A 21,666-nucleotide genomic window follows, 5' to 3' on the forward strand; every position below is an offset into this window, starting at 1 on the left:
CCTAGCTCCTTACTCTGGCTTCTTGCCGTCAAGTGAAAATATGCCTGTCACAACGTCTTTGTAGCTAAGCTCCAACTTGCCGTCATTTAGTGTGACTATGCTGTGTTTTAAGAAATTTACATCATCTCTTTTGGGATAGTCCTCTCTTGTGTGAGCACCACGACTCTCAAGACGATTTTGCGCTGCAAGGCATGCTGCACGAGAAAGAAGTATAAGGTTGCCAAGCTCGACATAGTCGGTAAATGCTGTGTTCATGACTGGGTTTTGATTTGGCACTTTGATGGTGTCATATTTTGCTTGGATGGCTTCTAGGTTTTTAGAAAGCTGATCTAATTTTGCGCCAGTTCTAAAGATACCCATTAGATCCCAGTTGTTTTTACCAAGCTCTTCACGAAGTGCGTACATATCATTTATACCGCCCTCACCTGTTGCTATGGCTTTAAATTTATCTTGCCACATTTTTGCTAGCTCAGAAGTTTTCTTACCGCTTGCAAATTTTGCATTTTGAGCGTAAGCACCAGCACCTTTGCCAGCTAGATCGCCAGTTACAACTGCGTCAGTTAGGCTGTTTCCACCAAGGCGGTTTGCGCCGTGGATAGATACGCATGAGGCCTCACCACCTACATAAATTCCAGGGATTTTTGTGCTCATATCATCAAATTTAGCTACCTCTATGCCACCCATTGAGTAGTGAGCTGTTGGGCGGATAGGCACTGGTTGCTCGATAAGGTCGATGTCTTGGAAAAGCATAGCAGTGTGGCGAATTTTTGGAAGCTTTTTCATGATAGTATCTTTGCCAAGGTGACGAACATCGCAAAGCACATAAGCGCTCATACCCTCGCCAAAGCCTCTACCCTCGCGAATTTCTGTCTCGATAGCACGAGCGACGACGTCACGAGGAGCTAGCTCCATCTTTTCGTGATAGTTTTTCATAAAGCGCTCGCCCTTGTTGTTTAGCAAGTAACCACCCTCACCACGAGCAGCTTCTGTGATAAGCGTGCCGCCATTTTGAACGCCAGTTGGGTGAAACTGAAGCATCTCAGGGTCTTCAAAACCAAGACCTACTTTAAGCGCAGCAGCTATGCCATCGCCTGTTGCTATAAATGGAACTGATGTGCGGTTATAGAAAATTCTAGTGTATCCGCCAGTTGCAATGACTAGAGATTTGCAAAGAACTGGGTAAATTTGACCATCTTGGATGTTGCGGAGAACGACACCCTCTACTTTACCGTCCTCAAGACCGATCTCAAGTAGCTCATGATCCATTAGAAATTTAACGCCAGCTGTGATAGCATCGTCAAGACAGGCGTGCATTAAAACGTGGCCAGTTTTATCAGCCGCGTAGTTACAGCGCTTTTTACTAGCGCCACCCATGAAGCGAAACGCAACATCACCATTATCTTTACGGGACACGTCACCATTATCTATACGAGAAAAGAGCATGCCATTGTGGTCTAGCTCGTGGATGACTGCGCCTGCTGCCTCGCAAAATTTCACAACTGCATCTTGATCAGCAAGATAAGCCGCACCTTTAACTGTGTCATAAGCGTGAAGCTTGAAGCTATCGCCATTACTAAAGTCAGTAACGCCGTTTATTCCGCCCTCCGCCATACAGGTCGCATTGCGAGATGGCATCATCTTTGTAGCAACAACGACGGTTGAGTTTGGATATTGCTTGCGAACGGCTGTTGCTGCACGAAGTCCGGCACCACCAGAGCCGATTATTAACACATCAACAGATGGTAAGCCACTTTCATTGCCTTTTGGCAACTCACCAGCAAAAACATTGGTCGCACCAGCCGTTGTAGCTAGCGCACCTACGCTGATACAGGCACTTTGTAGAAATTCTCTTCTGGTAAATTTTTCACTCATTGATAACTTCCTATCTTAGTAAATTTTTAGCGTTTAAAACGCACCGCTAGTTCATTTCTTAATATTTTTTAAAACAACTATATTAATTAAATAATTAATAATGAAAGATTACATTAAATTTACTTAAAAGAAACATAAAGATTTATTTTAGATTAAGAAATGAGAGCTGGTATTAAAATCAAAAAGGATGAAATGGGCTTTTAAGACGGTTTATATAAATCTAGCGGTAGAAATTTTATAAGATGTATAAAAATTTCTACCAATTTGAAGTTTGTTTTTATTTTTGATTTTTTAAGCTTTAGAAGCTCTTTTTTAGGATATTAGGAAGATAAATTTACTTTTATACTTAAATAAATATATTAAATATAATAAATAACATTATTTTTGTCCTATTATCAAAATCCACCCTTTGGGTGCAAAATTTCTTTTAGCTCGCCATCACTTAGCTTGTAGTTATAAAATCTCTCGTAAAACTCTCTTGTTTTTTGCTCTAAATTTAGATCGCTAAACTGCTCTGGGTAAAATGTCTTAGCCAGCCAAAGCGGATAAAGCGCACCTTCAGCACTTCTTACGCTCCAAAGATAAACGCCACTTGGCACTACAAAAATTTCTCCATTTTGCACAGCTTTTAGCTTAGCAAATGATGCGTTTTTAGCGATAGCATCGGCACTTTTTTGTGAATTTGTGATGATGATGTCTGGGTTAAAGATGATGACTTGCTCTTCATTTATCGCTTTTGAAATTTTAAAATCCCCATCGCTTAGCTCTGAGCTTAAATTTATACCACCAGCCACGCTAATATACTCTGCGCCGATATCCTTTGAGCTAATGGTATTAAAGTTTCCTGAGTTGTAGTTAAGCACCAAAACTCTCTTTTTTGGCGTTAAATTTGCTGTTTTTTGGCTTACAAATTTTATGTTGTCGTTAAAATAGTCATTAAACTCACGCGCCCTTTTTACACTCTTTTTGCCCCAAATTTCAGCGATCTTGCTAAAGCTATCTTGTATCTCTTTGATACTTTGAAATTTATCTATCTTCACAACTGCGATACCAGCGCTCTCTAGCTGAGCTTTGCTATTTTCATCAAACATCATACCAATTGGCCCAAAAACAACTTGCGTTTTTGACGCGATGATAGTCTCGACGCTGCTACTTAGCATACCGCTTTTATTGTCGTTGCTCTTTATCTTTGGAAAAATTTTTGACATGAGCGCAGGCAGTTTTGACGCACCGCTAATTATATGATCTTCGTTGCCAAGCATCGCAGAGACCTGCACAAATGCCCCTATTAAAGGCGTCGCACGCTCGATCACGTCAGGCACTTCTACCTTTTTGTTGTCGCTATCAAGCACCACTCTTGCTTGCAAACTAACAAGCAAAAAAGCCAAAAGCAAAATTTTCTTAAACATATCTTCTCCTTTCAATCCACCATCACGCAAGAGTAATGCTCGTGCTCATCGATGATATTTTTCACCACACGTATATCTACGCCGTAAATTTTCTTTAAATTTTCGCCATTCATCACCTCACTAGCCTCGCCGTAGATGTAGTTTTTATCTCGTCCAAGCATCGCAACCTTTGCATTTAGATAAAAGACCTGCTCTGGTTGATGAGAGGTGAGGATGATGATGTATCCTTGCTTTGCGAGTTTTTTTATCTCTTTTAAAACTCGCATTTGGTTGCCAAAGTCTAAATTTGCCGTTGGCTCGTCAAGTAGCATCACCTTTGAGCGCTGCGCCAAAGCCCTAGCTATCAGCACCATTTGCCGCTCACCGCCACTTAGATCGGTGTAAATTTTATCTTTAAAACTCTCTAAATTTAGTGTCTTTAGCGCATCTAGCGCTATCTTCTCATCCTCTTTGCTAGGGCGCTCAAATATACCAAGTCTTGCATTTGCACTCATCATCACCACATCAAAAACGCTAAAAGCAAATGGCGGCGTGTGAGCTTGCTGGACGTAGCTTATAAAGCTTGCTCGCTCCTTCTCGCTCATCTTTAGCGCATCTTTGCCGTCTATTAAAATTTCTCCCCCAAGTGGCTTTAAAAAGCCAAGTATCGTCTTAAACGTCGTCGTTTTGCCAACGCCATTGCTACCAAGCAGGCAAAAAATGTCGCCATCTTGTAAATTTGCATTGAAATTTTCTATAACGACCTTTTTATCGTAGCCGCAGCTTAAATTTTTTATCTCAAATTTCACGCAAAACCCTTTTTGCTTTTATAGAGCAGATAGACAAAAACAGGCGCGCCAACTAGCGAAGTGATGACGCCAAGTGGGATCTCGCTTGCCATTAGACTGCGTGAAGTGGTATCGACTATAAGCAAAAATAGCCCTCCGCCAAGCAGCGAAGCTGGAAATAGCGTGATGAAATTTGCTCCCACGACAAAGCGCATGATGTGAGGGATGACGAGCCCCACCCAGCCCACGATACCGCAGAATGAGACGCAAGTAGCGGTTAGAAGTGTCGAGGCGATGATGATTATGATGTTATAAAATTTCACATTTAGCCCCATCGCCCTAGCCTCTTCTTCGCCAAAGCTAAGCGTGTTTAGCTTGTAGCGAAGCATGAAAAGTGGCACAAGACAGATCATAACTACGCAAAAAAGTAGAGCTAAATTTTTATATCCGCCGCTTCTTGCAAGGCTTCCCATCAGCCAAAAGGTAACTTCTGGTAGCTTATCTTCGCTATCGGCTAAAAATTTTATAAGCGAGCTAAGTGCCCCAAAAAGAGATGAGATGACGATGCCAGTTAGCACCATCACGAGTAAATTTAGTCTGCCCTTTGCGATGACGCTACTTATAAAAACAACAGCAAAAACAGCAAACAGACCGCAGCCAAAGGCGCTAAGCTGCACGCCTATGTAGTTAAAATTTAAAATGATAGCCACACTCGCCCCCACGGCTGCGCCACTTGAGACACCAAGGATGTCGGGCGAGACTAGAGGGTTTTTAAAAAGACCTTGATAGACAGCTCCAGAGCTAGCAAGCGCTGCACCGACAAGGATGGCAAAAAGCACCCTTGGCAAGCGAATGAGCGTAAAGACCGTATAGCCTTGCTCGTCGCTTGGTTGCTCGTTTAAAATGGCTGATCTTATAAACTCAAAAATTTGAGCGTAGCTTATCTCGTAGCGTCCGATACCTAATGAAAAAAAGAGCACCAGCAAAAGAAGCGCAAATAATGCGAAAATGATCTTTTTGCTACTCAAATTTCATCTCCCGCACGTCCCACCAGATAAGATAGCTCTTTGTTTCTCTTTTAAATTTAAAGCCGCTTTTGCTCTTTTTGAGGTAGCTTTTTACATTTTCTTTGTAAATTTCTTCTTTTTCAGGCGCGATCTCGCCGACAAATCTAAAATAAGAAAACGCCTCTTCAAGGCTAGCAAAATCCCTCTCATAAATGGTGTCGATTATTTTTAAATTTGGATTTGCTCCCATGTCGTATGCGATATTAAAGATAAAGTTGTAGCCAAATCTCCTGTCGCTAAGACCTGTCTCTTTTTCATCTTTTATCCCTTTTAAGAAGTCTTGCCAGATATCTTTAAGGCTTGGATGATCTGGCAAAAACGAGGTCATCACGACATATTTTTTAGCAAATTTACAAAGCTTTTTTATATCAAAAAGCCCAACCGAGCGTGATGCTAGCACGATGTCATGCTTTGGCAAACCCTTTATGCTCGCCTCATCGCTCCAGTCTTTTTGGATGAAATTTATATTTTTCGCTCCAGCCTCTTTTGCGTTTTTTTTAGCGTATTCAAGCATTTTAGCAAACGGATCTAGCGCACTAACGCTCTTTGCTAGCTTTGCAAGTGGCACGCTAAGCCTTGCAGGACCACACCCCACGTCAAGCACGCTATCATCTTTTGTGATAGGTAAATTTGAGAGCAAATTTAGTGTAGAGGCCGTCTCCATGCCGGTCATCTCGTTATACATATCTGCGAAATCATCCCACTTTACGCCGCCATCTTTGCCTTTTACTTTTTGCAAAGTAGGCGAAAACACTCGCTCCAAAATCGCTTGATAATCAACCAGCCCTTGCATCTTTCTCCCTTTGGTTGTTTAAATCTGCCCTATAAAAAGGGCAAATTTAAAGAGCCTAAAGCCAAAATAAATTTGGCTTTGGTTTTTAGAATTTAACTTGAGCTGAAAGCATGAAGGTTCTGCCATAACCTCTAAACATGCTTGCACCAGAATAACTGCTTGGAACAGACCCATCTAGATCACCAGAGAAGATGCTGACCCAGTATTTTTTATCAAATACGTTATTTACATTAAATCTAATAGATGTCTCTTTGCCTATCCAAGCTTTTGTGGTATATCTAGCACCAAGATCGGTTGTAAAGTATCCGCTTACGCTTGCAGTATTCATCTCATCAACATAGCGTTTGCCTGTGTAGTGGAAATTTGTTGTAAATGCAAGTTTATTTGTGCCAGGAACTGCATAGTCAAATAACACATTTGCTTGAACTTTTGGCTCACCAACGATAGTTTTTCCAACTACTTTTTGATTTGCTGATTTATGCATTTTTGGGTCTATAAATGTTATACCACCATAAGCACTCAAACTATCCACTATCTTTCCGCCAGTTGTAAATTCTATTCCTCTATTTCTTTGATCACCTTGTTTGCCAAATATTCCATTTACCTCATAATAAGTTGGTCTTGTTATTTGGAACACAGCAGCACTAAAGTCGATCTCATTTACTCTAGTTTTTACTCCTAACTCATATTGTTTGCTTCTGTAAGGATTGAAGCTAATAGTTTGTCCATATAGCGGATGTCCGACTTTATCATAAGTTTTAGATGCACCATCCTTTAAGCTATCAGCATAGGTGAAATATACATTAAAATCAGGCACGATTTTATACACTACGCTTCCAGCCCAGCTAATACCATCTTTTTTATAATCAGTCTTTTTAAACCAAGTATTTGAAGCTGAAAGTATAACATTTAAACTATCATTAAGAGCGATATCATCGACTACTGAGATGTTTTTCATATCTGTTAATAAAGACTTATCTTTACCACTTGACCATCTATATCCATTTAGCTCTGTAGCAAAGTTATGTTTGATGCTTCCAGTATTAAAGTCTGTTTGAGCTTTTAAAAATGCACTAGGTACAGTAAATACACTATCGCCATTTCTGCTTCTAATAGCCTTTTGCCATTGATAGCCACCTTCAAGATACCATCTATCAGTTGGAGCATATTTAAATTTACCACTAGCTGTTATGGTTCTCATAAATCTCTCATCATCTGTTGATGTAGTTACATCTGAGAAGCTAGGCATACCAGTATGTTTAACACCGACTATTCTTCGTCCTGCTCTAATAGGAGAGTATCCTTGATATACTCCATCTTTACTTGCAAAGCTAACACCGTCATAATAGCCACCCATAGTGTGTTTGTAGTAGCTAAAATTTGTCTCAAATGTTAAATCATCAGTTGGATAAAAATCAAGTCCTATAGAAGCTAAACGGCGTGAAGTTTTGCTATCTTTTGGCTCTCTTTCTCCATCTGTATAATAAAATACTCCGCGGTAGCCTATTTTTTCAAATTTATTTGATGTATCAAATCCTACACCCAAATTTCCACGAGAGATATAATCTGTCCAAATAGCGTTGTAATCAGCAACAGGGCGCTTGCGAGAGTAGCTAAAAATTCCCGCTGGATCTTGTCCGCCATATAGTGAGCCAGCAAGTCCGTTTTGAATTTGTAAGCTCTCAAACATTACCATAGGAATAGCTGTCGTAGAAACTGCGTAAAAGCCGTCCCAAAGAACGTTACCTACGACTGAGCCTTGAAAACCACGAGTTTGTGGGCGACCCATTTCGCCACCGCCACGGTACTGAAGTTGTGCTGATGGGAAATATTTAACAGCTTCATCAAAAGCTTGAACGCCTTGGTTATCAAGCACCTCTTTTGAAATTGTATTTACTTGATAAGGCATATCTATAACTTTTTTGTCAGCCAAAGGACCAGCAGCTACTCTTTTGTTTAAAATTCCCTCATCTATGCCGCTTTCGCTGATGTTATCACCGACAGAATTTACTTCAACGCCCTCAAGCTTTGTCGTTTGCACAGCAAAAACTTGACTTAAAAAACCACTGCACATCAAGAGCGCAGCACATGTTGCAACTGAGATTTTGTAACTCAACTTTTACTCCTTTTTATAAAAATTTTACGTCTGAAATATTACTAAAACAAATCTTAAATATAATTTATTAATTTATTAAATATTTAAAAATACATTTTATTTAAGAAAGCTAAAATAAGGCATTGTAAGAACGATTTTTAAAAATTTCATAGCTTTGACAAGATAAATAAATACTATAAATATAATTTTTTATATCGAAAAGTTATGCTTAAAATTTTAAGAAAAGTAATAATTGATAAAAATATAACGAAGGCTAATTTTTTTATTTTTAGTAGAAATTTTGGCTAAAAATTAGCCAAAATTTATTTTAAAAGCTCTTTTGCGTATTTTAGACCTAGCTCGTAAGCTTTTGCGTTTGCCTCTTTGACCTTTTCAGGCACGCTTGACAGCATCTCTTCACGCACTAAATTTTCATCCATGCACTTGCTCATCGCCACAGCCACGCCAAGAGCCACAACGCTTTGAGTGATGACATTTCCAACCTCGTCTTTTGCGATAGAGATGATAGGAATTTCATAAATTTTCCAGCGCTTTTTGTCTTCATCGCTTACTTTTACCAAATTTGGCTCAACAACGATCGCACCGCCCTCTTTTACACCACTTTTAAAGGCATCGTAGCTTATCTGTGCGGTTGCTAGCATAAAGTCTATCTCGCCCTCATTTGCGTAAGGGTATAAAATCTCTTTCTCATCAAGGATAATATCGACCTTTGTTGGACCGCCACGCACCTGAGATGTGTAGGTAGAGGCTTTAACACCGTATCCGCCTGCCTTTATTTTGGCAGCTGAGAGAATCTCGCCTGCTAGTATGACGCCCTGTCCGCCAACGCCGACAAATCTTAATTGTGACTTCATGCTAGCTCCTTAAAATCTATCGCTTCACCACTCATAGCAGCTTTTCTTACCTTGTCGTAAGCCTTGGTATACTCTATTTTCTCTTCGTCTTTGTGCAGCACACCAAGTGGGAAAATACCCTTTTTTTCTTCGTCGCTTAGCATGTCAAATTTGACTTTGCTCGTTGTGCGGCCCTTTATCCACTCTAAATTTTTGACAGCCTCGCCCATTTTGTTCTTGCGACCTAAATTTATATGGCAGTTTGAAAATACATCAAAAAAGCTGTATCCATCGTGGCTAAAGCCCTCTACAAAGAGCTTTGTAAGCTTCTCTGGCTCGATGACACTTCCACGCGCGACAAAGCTAGCACCTGCGGCGGTTGCAAGCTTACAGGCATCAAAGCTAGGATCGATGTTGCCATACTGCGCTGTGACCGTCCACATGCCCTTTGGCGTGGTTGGGCTGGTTTGCGAGTTTGTTAGCGCGTAGATGAAGTTGTTTATAAGGATGTGATTTAGCCCGATATTTCGGCGGCATCCATGTATCGTGTGGTTGCCTCCTATCGCTAGTCCGTCGCCATCGCCAGTTACAACAATGACGTGCTTGTCTGGATTTGCCATCTTTACGCCAGTGGCATAAGCTACGGCTCTGCCGTGAGTTGTATGGATGGTGTTGCAGTCAAGATATCCGCTAAAACGCCCAGAGCAGCCTATGCCTGAGACCACGCAAACGTCGTTCATGTCCCAGCCCATGGTGTCGATAGCGCGGATGAGCGCCTTTAGTATGACGCCGTCGCCGCAGCCCCAGCACCAAAGAGTAGGCATTTTATCTGTTCGTAAATATTTATCGTAATTAAAAGCCATAAATTTCTCCTATCTTCGCCTCGATCTCGCTTGGGCTTATCGGTCTGCCGTTTGCTTTTAGCAGTTTTGCAAAGTCATCTCTTAAGACGATCTTTGAAATTTCGCCACTATACTGGCCTAAATTTAGCTCGCAGACTAAAATTTTCTTAAAATTATCTGATATCTCTTTTAGCTTTTTAGTTGGAGCTGGAAAAAGTGTGAATGGCTTAAATAACCCTACTTTTAGCCCTTTTTCGCGTAAATTTAAGATCGCTTGCTTGGCTGAGAGAGCCACACTACCAAAGGCGATGATGCAAATTTCAGCGTCATCAAGCATAAATTCTTCATAACTCTCACACTCATCAGTGTGTAAATTTATCTTGTTAAACAGCCTATTCATCGAGTATTCAACGATTTTTCCATCTTCTGTTGGAAAGCCAGTAGCACCATGATGAAGCCCAGTTATATGGTAGTGATAGCCTTTAAAGAAAGGATTTAGCGTGGCTGGCTCATCTGGTGCGGCCTCGTAAGGTTTATACTCTTTTGGCTCGCCACTAAATTCTTTTCTTTTATAAATTTCTAGCTCGCTAATCTCTGGCAAACGCACCTTTGCTTGCATATGTCCTATCGTCTCATCAAGTAGCAGCATAACTGGCGTCATAAATCTAGCTGCAAGATTAAACGCTCGAACCGTTTGCGTATAGCACTCCTCTAGGCTGCTAGGTGCTAGCACTATCATATTTACATCGCCGTGAGTTGGGTTTTTGGCCTGCAAGATATCGCCTTGTGCGACGCGGGTTGGCAAGCCAGTTGAAGGGCCACCACGCATGACATTTACGATGACAAGCGGTATCTCAGCGATAAAGCCAAGGCCAATTTGCTCAGCCTTTAGTGAAATTCCTGGACCTGAGCTTGCTGTCATGGCCTTTGCACCACTCGCACTTGCGCCAAGAGAAACTGAAATGCCAGCTATCTCATCTTCCATTTGTATAAATGTGCCGCCATGTTTTGGCAAAAGCACGCTTAGCTCGTGGGCGATCTCGCTACTTGGAGTGATCGGATATCCTCCAAAGAAGTTACAGCCGCACTCAACAGCAGCCCTTGCTACTAGGGCATTTCCAGTTGATACTAGCTCTCTCATGCGCTCTCTCCAAGCTTTGCAAATTTATTTGCCTTTACGGCAGCAGCCCGCTCTTTACTTTCTGGCGTTAGCTTTGCAAATTTGAAGCCTTTTTCTGCCACATAAATAGCAAAATCAGGACAATGAAGTTCACAGTCACGACAGCCTATACAGGAGTCAGCATAGACGACCTCTATCATCTTGCCAAGCACCGCCTTTGGCTCAAGTCTCATCGCTAGCACGCCTGCTGGGCAGTAGCTCACACAGACATCACAGGCTTTACACCTGCTCTCATCGACCCAAACAGGTACATTTTCTTTTACTATCATCTATATTCCTAATCCAAATTTTCTTTTAAAAATTTAATGTTTTTTCTAATATCAGCTTCGCTTTTACTTAGCTGCTCTCGCTCACTTTCATTTATATTTAGCTCTAAAATTTCTTTTAAGCCCTCGCGTCCAAGCCTTACTAGCCTGCCGCAACTTAGTTCATCATCAAGAAGCACGCTAGCACTTAAAATTTCATCACTCTTGCCCTTGATCGCCTCGCACATCTTCACAGCTGCAGCTGCTGGTGCATAGTAAGCTGAAGTGCCAAGAAGCTTAACGATCTTTGCACCACCTGTGCTTGTCTCTTTTTTAAGAGTTGCAAGCTCATTTTCGTTTAAATTTTCGCTGATATTACTAGCAGATACGATCATCTCGTCGTTGTGAGCGCCAATTATCTTTGTCTTTAGCCCTTTTGCGTCCTTGTCTTTTAGAAGCGCTAGCTCATATCTACATCTTGCACCATCAAGCTCACCAGCCATGCCGATCACTTTATTTTTACTAAAACCACTAAATTTATGAGCCGTCCAGACCATCACATCAAGCGGATTTGTCACGACGATTATCACCGCATTTGGTGCAAATTTTGCGATATTTTGAGCTGTTTGTTTTACAACGACGGCATTTTTAAGAAGCAAGTCCTCTCTTGTTTGACCCTCTTTTCTTGGGCTTCCAGCAGTTACCACTACGATATCACTGCCCTCTATTAGCATAAAATCATCGCCACCACAAACGATAGTTTTAGCATTAAAAACGCAACTTGACTGCGCTAGATCGATCGCTTTTGCACGTGCCACATCACCAAATATATCCACAAGCGCGATCTCATCGCAAACTTCTCTCATGCAAAGCGCATAAGCTATGCTCGCACCGACGTTTCCTGCTCCAACTATACTTATTTTCATTTTCTCATCCTATTATTTGATTTAAAATTTTACTTGGTCTCATGACCTCATTTGCCCTCACTTCATCTGGCAAATAATATCCGCCAAATTCCACGCTTGCACCATCATTTTGTCTTAACTCTTTTAGAATCTCATTCTCATTTTTCTCTAGCTCGTCTGCTAAATTTTTAAAAATTTTGCTTAAAATTCCGCCACTTTTTGCCATCTCTCTTGCCCAAAATAGCGCTAGATAGAAGTGTGACTCCCTAGTATCAAGAGTGGCATTTGGAGTTTTATTTTCGTCCAAATAGCTAGCAACCGCTCTATTTAGCGCATCACTTAGCTCTTTTGCCTCTTTTTTTTGCTTAGCAAATGCTAGATGTTCAAGCGAAGCACTAAGCGCTAAAAACTCACCTAAGCTATCCCAAAGCAGATGGTTTTTCTCTTTTAGCTCTTTTACAAGTGTTGGAGCTGTTCCACCAGCGCCCGTCTCAAACATCGCTCCACCAGCAAGCAGTGGCACAACTGAGAGCATTTTTGAGCTGCCACCTAGCTCAAAGATCGGGAAAAGATCGGTTAGATAGTCTCTTAAAACGTTACCAGTTACGCTTATAACGTTTTTGCCAGCTCTTATCAAGCTAAGCGTTTTTGTAGTCGCTTGCTCGTAGCTTAAAATTTCAAATTTTACACCAGCGCTAGCAAATCTCTCTCTAAATTTTTCAAATTTAGCTATCAAATTTCTATCGTGAGCACGGCTACTATCTAGCCAAAATATAAGCTCATCTTTTGATATCTCACCTCTTTTTAAAGCAAGCTCAAACCACGCATTTATCGCATCATCCTTTGCCTGCGTCATCCTAAAAATATCGCCTTTTTTGACGCTAAATTTAAAGATACTCTCACCAACCTCATCAAAAACTACAAATTCTCCGTCTTCTTTTGCGATGAAAGTCTTATCGTGGCTGCCGTACTCCTCGGCCTTTTTAGCCATGAGCCCCACGTTTGCTACGCTGCCGATCTTGCTCACGTCAAGCGCGCCATGCTCCTTAAAGTCCGCTACGCAGGCCTCATAAACCCTAGCGTATGTTCTATCTGGGATCATGCAAAGTGAGAAATTTAGCTCGCCGCTTCTATCTTTTACCTTGCCAGAGTTTCTAATGAGCGCAGGCACGGAGGCATCGATGATGACGTCATTGGGCACATCAAAGTTGCTGGCATTTTCATTCAATGCCCAAATTTTTACCTTTTTGCTTAAATTTTCATCAAATTTAGCCAAAATTGTATCTTTGTTTTTAAGCTGTGAAATTTTAGAAAACATATCTTTTAAGCCATTTTTAGCCTCCACACCGTGAGCTTTAAACTCTTCGCCAAATAGCTCAAAAACCTCTTTAAAATAGCTTTTTATCGCGTGAGCAAAGATGACTGGATCGCTAACTTTCATCATCGTGCATTTTAGGTGCAAGCTCAAGGTCAAATTCTCTTTTTTTGCCTCTTCAAAACAGCTTTCATAAAATTTATCTAGCTCATCTACGCTTAAACATGTTGCATCTACGATCTCGCCGCTTTGGATGGCAAACTCTTTTAAAAGCTCTTTTTTGCCATCCAAACTTATGAAATTTACATAAAATTTCTCATCTTTACTAGCGATAATTGAGCGCTCATTCTCATAAAAATCGCCCTTTTGCATGTAGCAAATTTTAGTTTTATTTGCCTTGTCCCAGTCGCCGTTGCTGTGTGGATGCTTTTTGGCAAATTCTTTAACCGGTGGTAAGACTCTTCTATCTGAGTTTCCTTGTCTTAGCACTGGATTAACTGCGCTGCCAAGCACTTTTTGGTATTTTTTAGCAACCTCTTCATCGTAGTCTGTGATGATCTCATCTGGATAAAAAGGCACGTTTGTGCCTTTGCTTCTAAGCTCCTCTATCGCTGCTTTTAGCTGAACGAGCGTGGCTGAAATGTTTGGCAGTTTTATGATATTTGCCTCTTTGTGACTGGTCAGCTCGCCCAAAAGCTCTAGCTCATCGGCCTTATTTAGTCCAAGCTCTTTGCTGAAAAGAGATAAAATTCTCCCAGCCAGGCTAATATCGGCCCTAGTTATGCTAATGTCAGCACGTGATAAAAAGCTCTTTACGATAGGAAAGAGAGAGTAGCTTGCAAAAAGCGGTGCTTCGTCAGTTTTTGTCCAGATAATGTCACTCATTTTAGCCCTTTTAGTTTTTTAAAATTTATCACTTTCTTTATTAAATCTCGTTGTATTTTAGGCATTTGCCGCAAATTCTAGCTCTATTTTCCTATATTTTGGTTGTGCTCGCTTAAGGTTTTTGAAAAAATGTGTTTTTTCGCCTTTTTATCAAGCACAAAGTATAAATAATCACTCTTTGCAGGGTTTATCGCCGCTTTTATCGCACTTATCGAGACGCAGCAGACTGGACTTGGCGGAATGCCGTCATTTAGATAGGTATTAAACTCGCTCATATCGCTTCTTATGCGCTCAGCCGTGATCACATCGTGCGAATAAATTCCATAGTTTAGCGTGCCGTCCATCTGCAGCCTCATGCCCTTATTTAGGCGGTTATAAATGACTGAGGCGACAAGTGGCATCTCAGCGTCATTTGCCGCTTCTTTTTGGATAATCGATGCAATCGTTAAAATTTTGAACCATTTTTTCTCGTTGTATTCACCAAAAATTTTTCTACTTATCTCATTTTGAGCCTTTTTTGATGAATTAACAAGATAAAAAGCAAGGTGCCTTTCACTAATGCCTATTGGAATTTTGTATGTATTTGGTATCAAAAAGCCATCGCTCACCGGAGCAAGGGCGTTATATTCGCTATTTAGCTTAACTGGATCAAGTCCTAGCTGAGCAGCGATCTGGTTTAAAAAAACGATAGTCGTTTCGCCTGGTATTAGCGTTATCTCGGTTAAAGCCGCTTTTGATTTTGCAAGTTTTTTTAAAAAATCAACCCTTGAAATTTTGTCTTGGCCGATCTCTATCCAGCCAGATTGTGGAGAGCCGATAAAAAGTATGGCGTATTTGTCTATCACGCTTAAGTTAAAGTTGCGATTAGCTAAATAAGATATAATCTCGCCCACACTTCCCTTTGGTATAAAAACGACCTTGCTTGTATTTATAGGGCGTGCCAAATAGACAAAAATACTTAGGAAAATGATGGCTACGATATCAAAAAAAATGTCTAAATATGGCTTTTTCATAAAATTTTTTATCATCTTGATTCTTTCATTTATCTTGCTTTTAAAATACGGCATAAAAATTAACGATTTCGAGTTTTACGGCGTAAAATTGGAGCAATTATATATAAAATTAGATAAAAAAATAATTGCAAGAGCAAAGCAGATAAAGCTCCCAAATTTTAAGAAAGAGAGCAAGCAAAAAAGCAGCGATGAGCGCCTTTTAAATCTTAGTAAAAGCGTAGATTTTATAGATACGATTTTTCAAGAAATTTCATTTGAAAATGTGCAAATAGGAGATGATTTTAAACTAAAAATTCTATTTTTAGATGATATATTTTTTGTTGATAGCCCTTATTTAAATGTAGACATTAAATTCCAAAACGAACAGCAAGACGGAATAGATCTTTTTAGCGTTAGAAATTTAAGCTTTAAGGATTTTAACGTCAGCATTAGCGGCGAAGGAAGTGCAGATTTTGATAAAAATGACTATAAATTTGAAGGAAATTTCACCTCTCATGAGCTACGTGGTAAGCTAAATTTTGCCCTAAAAGATACATTTTTAACCTACAAAGCTTACGATGTCGAGGCTGGAAGCATTAAAAACTTTATTGATGAGCTTGACAGACGCATAGAGCTAAATAGTGAAGTTAAAAACTGGATATATGGATACATCGTTGCTGATGATTACGAGCTTAAAGAGATAAATGGCAAGGCTGATCTAGCCAAAAATAACTTTTATCTAAATGATCTAAATGCCACCGCAAATACTAAAAATTTGCTTGTTAAATTTGAAAAAGGCTTGCCAGCCATAAATGTAGGCGAGGCAAATATCACGCTTAAAAACTCAAAGCTTAAATTTGATCTTATTTCGCCTATTTACAAGGGCAAAAAGCTTGATGGCTCAAGCGTTGCGATAAATAATATCTTTGATGAAAAAAGCGCAAATTTAGAGCTACTTATAAAGACAAAATCGATCTATGATGAAGCTATAAATGAGATATTAAAAGCTTATAAAATCATCGTGCCAGTAAGGCAGCTTAGCGGAAAAATGGATGCTAGCTTAAAAATTTTGATAAAACTAGATGAGAAAAGCTTAGAAAATTTTGATGAAAAAAGCGTCATTGCAAATGGAGAATTTAAGCTAAGTGATGCGGTTTTAGAGATTGCTGGAAGTAAATTTAACGCTAAAAGTGCTCACGTAAAGCTCATAAATACGACAAATTTAAGCATCGATGCTATTGGCTTTGGGCTTGAGTTTTTTAAGGCAAATGCCAAGGCTGATATAAATTTACAAAAAAGTACTGGCGAGATAAAAGGTGTGATAGAAAGCTTTGATCTAAAAGAGAAAAATGATGAAATTTTAGCATTTAAAAATGAGCCATTTAGCGCATTTTTGGACTTTAGCAAGGCTGATGAAACTTTACTTAAGATAGAGCCATTTGGGCTTGATATGAGCTTTGGCAGTGAAAGTAAAATAGCAACAAAAAATAGTAAATTTTTCATAGAGAGCTCGCCTGTTTTAAAGCAAAACGGCGTGCATGGTTTTGATGAGCTTAGTATAAAAAGTAAGGATTTTACTGATCTTGAAATTTTTGCCAAAGAGGCAAACTTTGATTTGCCGTTTTTAGATAAAAATGGCTCAAAATATGAAAACGATGATCTTAAAATTTTAGTCTCAAAAGCTGGTGTGAAGGTAGATAGCGCAAGTAAAAAGCTAAGCCTAGACATAAAAGAAAAAGCCATAAACGTAAAAACCAAAGATCTAAATTTGCTAGTGCTTGACGATAACAAAACCAGCAAGCAAAGTACGCCGCTTGAGCTTTTAGCAAAAAATGGCGATATCATTTTAAGGGATCTAAACAAGACCTTGCCATTTACTAGCTTTAGCGCCGAGAAAAAGGGCAAAAGTACCTCGCTAAATGGGCTGGCGCAGCAAGGAAGAGTTGGCTATTTTAATGATGAAAAGAGTATAAATTTAGACGCAACCGACATAAGCGGAGAATTTATCAACGACCTTTTTGGCATCAAGAGCTTTGAGGGCGGTAAATTTCGCCTGAAACTGCTTGGAGAAAACTCTAAGAATTTCAAGGCAGAGGTGAGATTTTTTGATACTTTTTTAAAGGATTATATCTTTTATCAAAGGCTACTTAGCTTTTTAAACTCGGTTCCATCGCTTCTTAGCTTTAAAACACCTGACTTTAACGACAAAGGCTTTACTGTTAAAAATGGTAAAATTTTACTCACTAGAAATGGCGATATGATCGAATTTTTGGCGATTGAAATGATAGGCACAAGTGCTGATATCGGTGGACGTGGCACGATCGATCTAAAGAGTAAAAAGATAAACATCGACCTTGAGCTAAAGCTACTAAAAGACGCTAGCAGTATCATTGATAAAATTCCACTGGTAAATCAAATAATCCTTGGCAAGGACCGCTCGCTCTCAACCGTCATCGCCATACGAGGCACTACCGATAAGCCTGAGTACTCGACACAGATCTTGCAAGACGCCCTGCTCTCGCCACTAAAGATAATAAGAAACGTGATTCAGGCTCCGTTTTTGATATTTGAGTAGTTTAAATCTACAACGCACGAAAATTATAGAAAAATTATTGGCTGCTTCTAAAGCCAAGAGTGGCGCTCATTTTTGATTAACTATACTAACCTCGGTTCGTAAAGCGCGTAATGCTTAAATTTTACTAGTCAAAAGACATCAAAAGCTAAAGATCAAGGCTTTGGTAGCTATTTTTTGATACTACAACTATTAAAATATTTTGATAAAAAACATAAAATTTTACATATAAAAATATGTAAAATTTACTTCATCTCAAGACGCATAAGATACATATCCTCGCCGTCAGTCACCTTTAAATTTTGGCTCTTGCACTTTGGGCAAGTAAAGTCATTTTCGCTAAGCTCTCCGCCAAATCCACAATCCAAACACTCTACAACAATGCCTTGTAAATTTATCACAAGCTCGGCGTTTTCGCAGATCGTGCCAGCCTTATAAACATCAAAGGCACTCTCTAGATAGTGTGGTTCAACACCGCTTAAACGACCAACCTTTATCTCGATCTTGCTTATCTCTTTGGCGTTTTCTTTAGCTGCGTTTTTTTCACAAAGACTAACTAAATTTTGGACGATACTAAGCTCGTGCATTAGCATATCCTTGGCAGTAGCTCGCCCTTTGGCGGCTCAAGAAATCTTCTTGATTTATAGGCATTTTCGATGATGACACGCTCGTTTTTAACATCCATTACCTCGCCTATTATCATCGAGTTTTTATCAAATTCTCTTAAAATTTTAAGCGTAGCCTCGGCCTCGTTCTCATCAACAGCCATCACAAAAGTGCCCTCATTTGCAAGCTCATAAGGCTCAAATCCAAATAGCTCACAAACACCCATCACTTCGTTTGCCACTTTGATATTTTCTTCAAAAACCAAGATGTCGAATTTACTAAATTTAGCCCATTCATTTAGCACCGCACTTAGTCCACCCCTTGTCGCATCACGCATGCACTGCGGCTTTATGCCAGCGCTAAAGAGCTTTAAAGTAACCTCTTTTAAGCTCTTGCAGTCACTTTTTAGATCTAGTCCGAGCTCAAATTCTTCTCTTGCTGCAAGCACCACACCGCCGTGTCTGCCAACATCTCCAGAGATTAAAATTTTAGCCCCTACTTTTAAATTTTTAAGCTCCACGCCTTCGCAAACTATCTCGCCGATGCCTGCTGTATTTATGAAAATTTTATCGCATTTGCCCTTTGGCACGACCTTCGTATCACCACAAACTACGCTTACGCCACTTTCTTTACAAGTTTTTGCAAGCGAGCCAAGCACACGCTCAAGCTCTTCTATACTAAGCCCCTCTTCGATTATGAGCGAACAGCTTAGGTATTTTGCGCTTGCACCAACCATCGCAAGGTCGTTTATCGTGCCGCAAGCTGCGATTTTGCCGATATCTCCGCCGTTAAAAAAAATGGGAGTTACCACAAAGCTATCTGAGCTAAATGCGATCTTGCCGTTTAAATTTAGTATCGCCGAGTCGTTGCTCTGCCTTAAAATTTCATTATCAAAAATTTTGAATATCGTCTCATTTATAAGCGAGTTCATCTCCTCGCCGCCGCCGCCGTGGCTTAGCATTATCTTTTTCATTAAATTCCTTAACCAACTCTTGCGTATTTAAAATATGCCGCACAAGCGCCCTCACTTGATACCATGCACGATCCTATCGGATTTTGCGGATTGCAAACTTTACCAAAGACTTTACACTCTGTTGGCTTTGCTAGCCCTCTTAAAATTTGCCCACAAATACATGCCTTACTCTCGCCAGCGCTCTCTACGTTGCAGTCAAACTGCACTCTAGCGTCAAGGTAGGCAAACTCGTCTTTTAGCTTCATGCCGCTTTGCGCTATCTCGCCAAGCCCCCTCCAGACAAAGTCGCACGGCTCAAAGTACTTAGCTATGAGCTCTTTTGCCTTGACGTTGCCCTCTTCTTTAACCGCCCTTGCGTACTCGTTATAGACTTCATATGTGCCTGCGTTTTGCTGACGGACTAAATTTAACACACTTGCCATGATGTCAAGCGGCTCAAAACCGCTAATGGCGATGGGCCTTTTAAATTCGCTAGCTAGCTCTTTGTAAATTTTGCTACCCGTGATGACGCTTACGTGGCTTGGTCCTAAAAATGCGTCTATCCTTACATTTTCATCACTCATTATAGCTCTAACTGGAGCTGGGACGGTCACGTGATTTATGTGAAAGTATAAATTTTTAATGCCCTCTTGCACCACTTTTTCAACTAAATTTGCACTCATCGGAGTAGTAGTCTCAAAGCCTATGGCAAAAAATATGACATTTTTTTCTGGATTTTGCTTAGCGATATTTAGCGCATCAAGTGGCGTGTAAAGTGCTCTTATGTCGTGCCCTTCTCCGCGAAGCTTTTGCAAGCTTGTCTTTGAACCAGGCACTCTTAGCATGTCAGCCAGCGTGCAAAAGATCACATTATCCATGCTAGCTAGCTTACAGGCCTCATCTATGCGGCTCTTTGGCATCACACATACCGGACAGCCTGGGCCATGGATGAAATTTATATGCTCTCCAACTAAGCTTGGCAGTGCAAATTTCATAATGCTATGCGTATGGCCGCCGCAAATTTCCATGATATTTAGGGGCTTTGTGCTCTCTTTTTTTATGAGTTTTGAAAGGGCTAGGATTAAATTTTTATCGCGAAAGTCATTGATAAGATCCATCAAATTTTCCCCGCGTTCATATCATCAGCGATCTTTTGATAGACCTCTAAGCTCTCAAGCGCAAACTGCGTATCGATCTTTTGCATAGCGTAACCAACGTGGATTAGCACATATTCGCCAACTTTTACCTCTTCAGAGATGAGATCAAGGCTCACCTTTCTAGTAACACCCAAGGTCTCAACGGTGGCAACGTTATTTTCATCTATTTCTATTACTTTTGAAGGGATTGAGAGGCACATTATCTTAGCTCTTTTTTAAATTCCAAATAGCTTATCCATTTATCGATGCCCTCACCTGTTTTGCTATCTATCACAAAGATATCAACCTTTGGATTTAGCTTTCTAGCATCGTTTTTCACTCGCTCGATATCAAAGTCAAAGTGCGGCGCAAGCGAAGCTTTTGTGATAAGAAGCACGTTAGCAGCCCTAAACATCACTGGATATTTGCTCACCTTATCATCACCCTCTGGCACTGAAAGAAGCACAGCGTTAAAGTGTGAGCCAACGTCGTAGCTTGCAGGGCAGACTAAATTTCCAACATTTTCTATAAAGACTAGATCAAGCTCGTTTAGTGGCAGATGATGAAGCCCTTCATGCACCATAAATGCATCCAAGTGACAGGTCTGACCTGTGCTTATCTGATGAGCCTTTGCACCAGCTTTTACTATGCGATCAGCATCTTGATTTGTCTCCAAATCGCCCTCTACAACGCCTATTTTAAATTTACCAGCATTTATCGTAGCCTCTAAAAGCGTCGTCTTACCAGCACCTGGGCTACTCATTAAATTTACGCAAAGTATCTTTTTCTCATCAAGATGGGCTCTGTTGTGAGCGGCCTCTTTGTCATTTTCAGAGAGAATTTTCTCTATCACGTCTATGGTTTTGCTCTCGTTTAGCACAGGGTGTGCGTGAGCCTCGTGGCTATGCTCGTGTGCGTCATGAGCGTGATCTGTATGCCCATCATGAGTGTGTGGGTGCGAGTGAGTGGTGCCATCAGCGTGAGTGTGAGTGTGGGCGTGATTACCCATTGAACAACCGCAATCTTTACACATTTTTTCATCCTTTTTTATTAATTTATGGAGATTTTAACTCTTAAATTTAAAAATAAAATTAAAATTTAGGAGTTTTTGCAAATAGATCAAAATTAATTAATTTATTTAAATTTTTATTTAAATTTAAAAATATAAATGAAATTTGC

At 40.2% G+C, this 21,666-nt stretch carries 19 protein-coding genes; 1 reads left to right on the forward strand and 18 read right to left on the reverse strand.

Going from position 1 to position 21,666, the window contains the following annotated elements:
• Positions 1-9 precede the first annotated feature (9 nt).
• The 13 genes from sdhA to mltG form a co-directional block, all read right to left on the reverse strand.
• Positions 10-1,872 (reverse strand): 8-methylmenaquinol:fumarate reductase flavoprotein subunit, encoded by a 1,863-nt coding sequence (gene sdhA / locus B9N62_RS04230; protein ID WP_087584520.1) that lies wholly within the window; start codon positions 1,870-1,872, stop codon positions 10-12.
• Between the two features lie 395 nt (positions 1,873-2,267).
• Positions 2,268-3,281 carry an ABC transporter substrate-binding protein gene (locus B9N62_RS04235; protein ID WP_087584521.1) on the reverse strand — a complete coding sequence of 338 codons (1,014 nt, stop codon included), beginning with the start codon at positions 3,279-3,281 and terminating at the stop codon, positions 2,268-2,270.
• Between the two features lie 11 nt (positions 3,282-3,292).
• A complete protein-coding gene (locus B9N62_RS04240) occupies positions 3,293-4,069 on the reverse strand; it encodes an ABC transporter ATP-binding protein (RefSeq protein WP_087584522.1) in 777 nt (258 codons plus the stop codon).
• Positions 4,066-5,076 carry a FecCD family ABC transporter permease gene (locus B9N62_RS04245; RefSeq protein ID WP_087584523.1) on the reverse strand — a complete coding sequence of 337 codons (1,011 nt, stop codon included), beginning with the start codon at positions 5,074-5,076 and terminating at the stop codon, positions 4,066-4,068. Before B9N62_RS04245 ends, B9N62_RS04240 begins: the two co-directional genes overlap by 4 nt.
• On the reverse strand, positions 5,069-5,908 hold the full coding sequence (locus tag B9N62_RS04250) for a class I SAM-dependent methyltransferase (RefSeq protein ID WP_087584524.1): 840 nt from the start codon (positions 5,906-5,908) through the stop codon (positions 5,069-5,071). The genes B9N62_RS04245 and B9N62_RS04250 overlap by 8 nt, the downstream gene beginning before the upstream one ends.
• 85 nt (positions 5,909-5,993) lie before the next feature.
• The gene (locus tag B9N62_RS04255; RefSeq protein WP_087584525.1) at positions 5,994-8,024 is read right to left on the reverse strand and encodes a TonB-dependent receptor; all 2,031 of its coding nucleotides are present in this window, start codon (positions 8,022-8,024) and stop codon (positions 5,994-5,996) included.
• Positions 8,025-8,326: 302 nt separating this feature from the next.
• The gene (locus B9N62_RS04260) at positions 8,327-8,878 is read right to left on the reverse strand and encodes a 2-oxoacid:acceptor oxidoreductase family protein (protein WP_087584526.1); all 552 of its coding nucleotides are present in this window, start codon (positions 8,876-8,878) and stop codon (positions 8,327-8,329) included.
• A complete protein-coding gene (locus tag B9N62_RS04265) occupies positions 8,875-9,720 on the reverse strand; it encodes a 2-oxoglutarate ferredoxin oxidoreductase subunit beta (protein WP_087584527.1) in 846 nt (281 codons plus the stop codon). The genes B9N62_RS04260 and B9N62_RS04265 overlap by 4 nt, the downstream gene beginning before the upstream one ends.
• Positions 9,710-10,840: a 2-oxoglutarate synthase subunit alpha gene (locus B9N62_RS04270; RefSeq protein ID WP_087584528.1), complete on the reverse strand. Its 1,131-nt coding sequence runs from the start codon at positions 10,838-10,840 to the stop codon at positions 9,710-9,712. Before B9N62_RS04270 ends, B9N62_RS04265 begins: the two co-directional genes overlap by 11 nt.
• The gene (locus B9N62_RS04275; protein ID WP_087584529.1) at positions 10,837-11,148 is read right to left on the reverse strand and encodes a 4Fe-4S dicluster domain-containing protein; all 312 of its coding nucleotides are present in this window, start codon (positions 11,146-11,148) and stop codon (positions 10,837-10,839) included. The genes B9N62_RS04270 and B9N62_RS04275 overlap by 4 nt, the downstream gene beginning before the upstream one ends.
• A gap of 8 nt (positions 11,149-11,156) precedes the next feature.
• A complete protein-coding gene (locus B9N62_RS04280) occupies positions 11,157-12,050 on the reverse strand; it encodes a lactate/malate family dehydrogenase (RefSeq protein ID WP_087584530.1) in 894 nt (297 codons plus the stop codon).
• Between the two features lie 4 nt (positions 12,051-12,054).
• A complete protein-coding gene (locus tag B9N62_RS04285; protein WP_087584531.1) occupies positions 12,055-14,229 on the reverse strand; it encodes an NADP-dependent isocitrate dehydrogenase in 2,175 nt (724 codons plus the stop codon).
• A gap of 83 nt (positions 14,230-14,312) precedes the next feature.
• Positions 14,313-15,257 carry an endolytic transglycosylase MltG gene (gene mltG, locus B9N62_RS04290; RefSeq protein ID WP_087584532.1) on the reverse strand — a complete coding sequence of 315 codons (945 nt, stop codon included), beginning with the start codon at positions 15,255-15,257 and terminating at the stop codon, positions 14,313-14,315.
• 73 nt (positions 15,258-15,330) lie between these two features.
• On the opposite strand from mltG, the gene B9N62_RS04295 reads away from it, so the two are divergent.
• On the forward strand, positions 15,331-17,796 hold the full coding sequence (locus B9N62_RS04295; protein WP_087584606.1) for a YhdP family protein: 2,466 nt from the start codon (positions 15,331-15,333) through the stop codon (positions 17,794-17,796).
• Between the two features lie 242 nt (positions 17,797-18,038).
• On the opposite strand, the gene hypA is transcribed toward B9N62_RS04295, so the two are convergent.
• From hypA to hypB, 5 genes are read right to left on the reverse strand one after another with little or no spacing between them, the layout of a single operon-like run.
• The gene (hypA, locus tag B9N62_RS04300) at positions 18,039-18,380 is read right to left on the reverse strand and encodes a hydrogenase maturation nickel metallochaperone HypA (protein ID WP_021085088.1); all 342 of its coding nucleotides are present in this window, start codon (positions 18,378-18,380) and stop codon (positions 18,039-18,041) included.
• Positions 18,380-19,372 carry a hydrogenase expression/formation protein HypE gene (hypE, locus tag B9N62_RS04305; RefSeq protein ID WP_087584533.1) on the reverse strand — a complete coding sequence of 331 codons (993 nt, stop codon included), beginning with the start codon at positions 19,370-19,372 and terminating at the stop codon, positions 18,380-18,382. Before hypE ends, hypA begins: the two co-directional genes overlap by 1 nt.
• Positions 19,373-19,380: 8 nt before the next feature.
• The gene (gene hypD, locus B9N62_RS04310) at positions 19,381-20,469 is read right to left on the reverse strand and encodes a hydrogenase formation protein HypD (RefSeq protein ID WP_087584534.1); all 1,089 of its coding nucleotides are present in this window, start codon (positions 20,467-20,469) and stop codon (positions 19,381-19,383) included.
• Positions 20,469-20,708, reverse strand: coding sequence for a HypC/HybG/HupF family hydrogenase formation chaperone (locus B9N62_RS04315; protein ID WP_054196671.1), 240 nt, complete (start codon positions 20,706-20,708; stop codon positions 20,469-20,471). Before B9N62_RS04315 ends, hypD begins: the two co-directional genes overlap by 1 nt.
• Positions 20,708-21,520, reverse strand: coding sequence for a hydrogenase nickel incorporation protein HypB (gene hypB / locus B9N62_RS04320; protein WP_087584535.1), 813 nt, complete (start codon positions 21,518-21,520; stop codon positions 20,708-20,710). The genes B9N62_RS04315 and hypB overlap by 1 nt, the downstream gene beginning before the upstream one ends.
• Between the last annotated feature and the right edge of the window lie 146 nt (positions 21,521-21,666).

The organism is Campylobacter concisus (assembly GCF_002165785.1).
GTDB classification, from domain to species: Bacteria; Campylobacterota; Campylobacteria; order Campylobacterales; family Campylobacteraceae; genus Campylobacter_A; species Campylobacter_A concisus_W.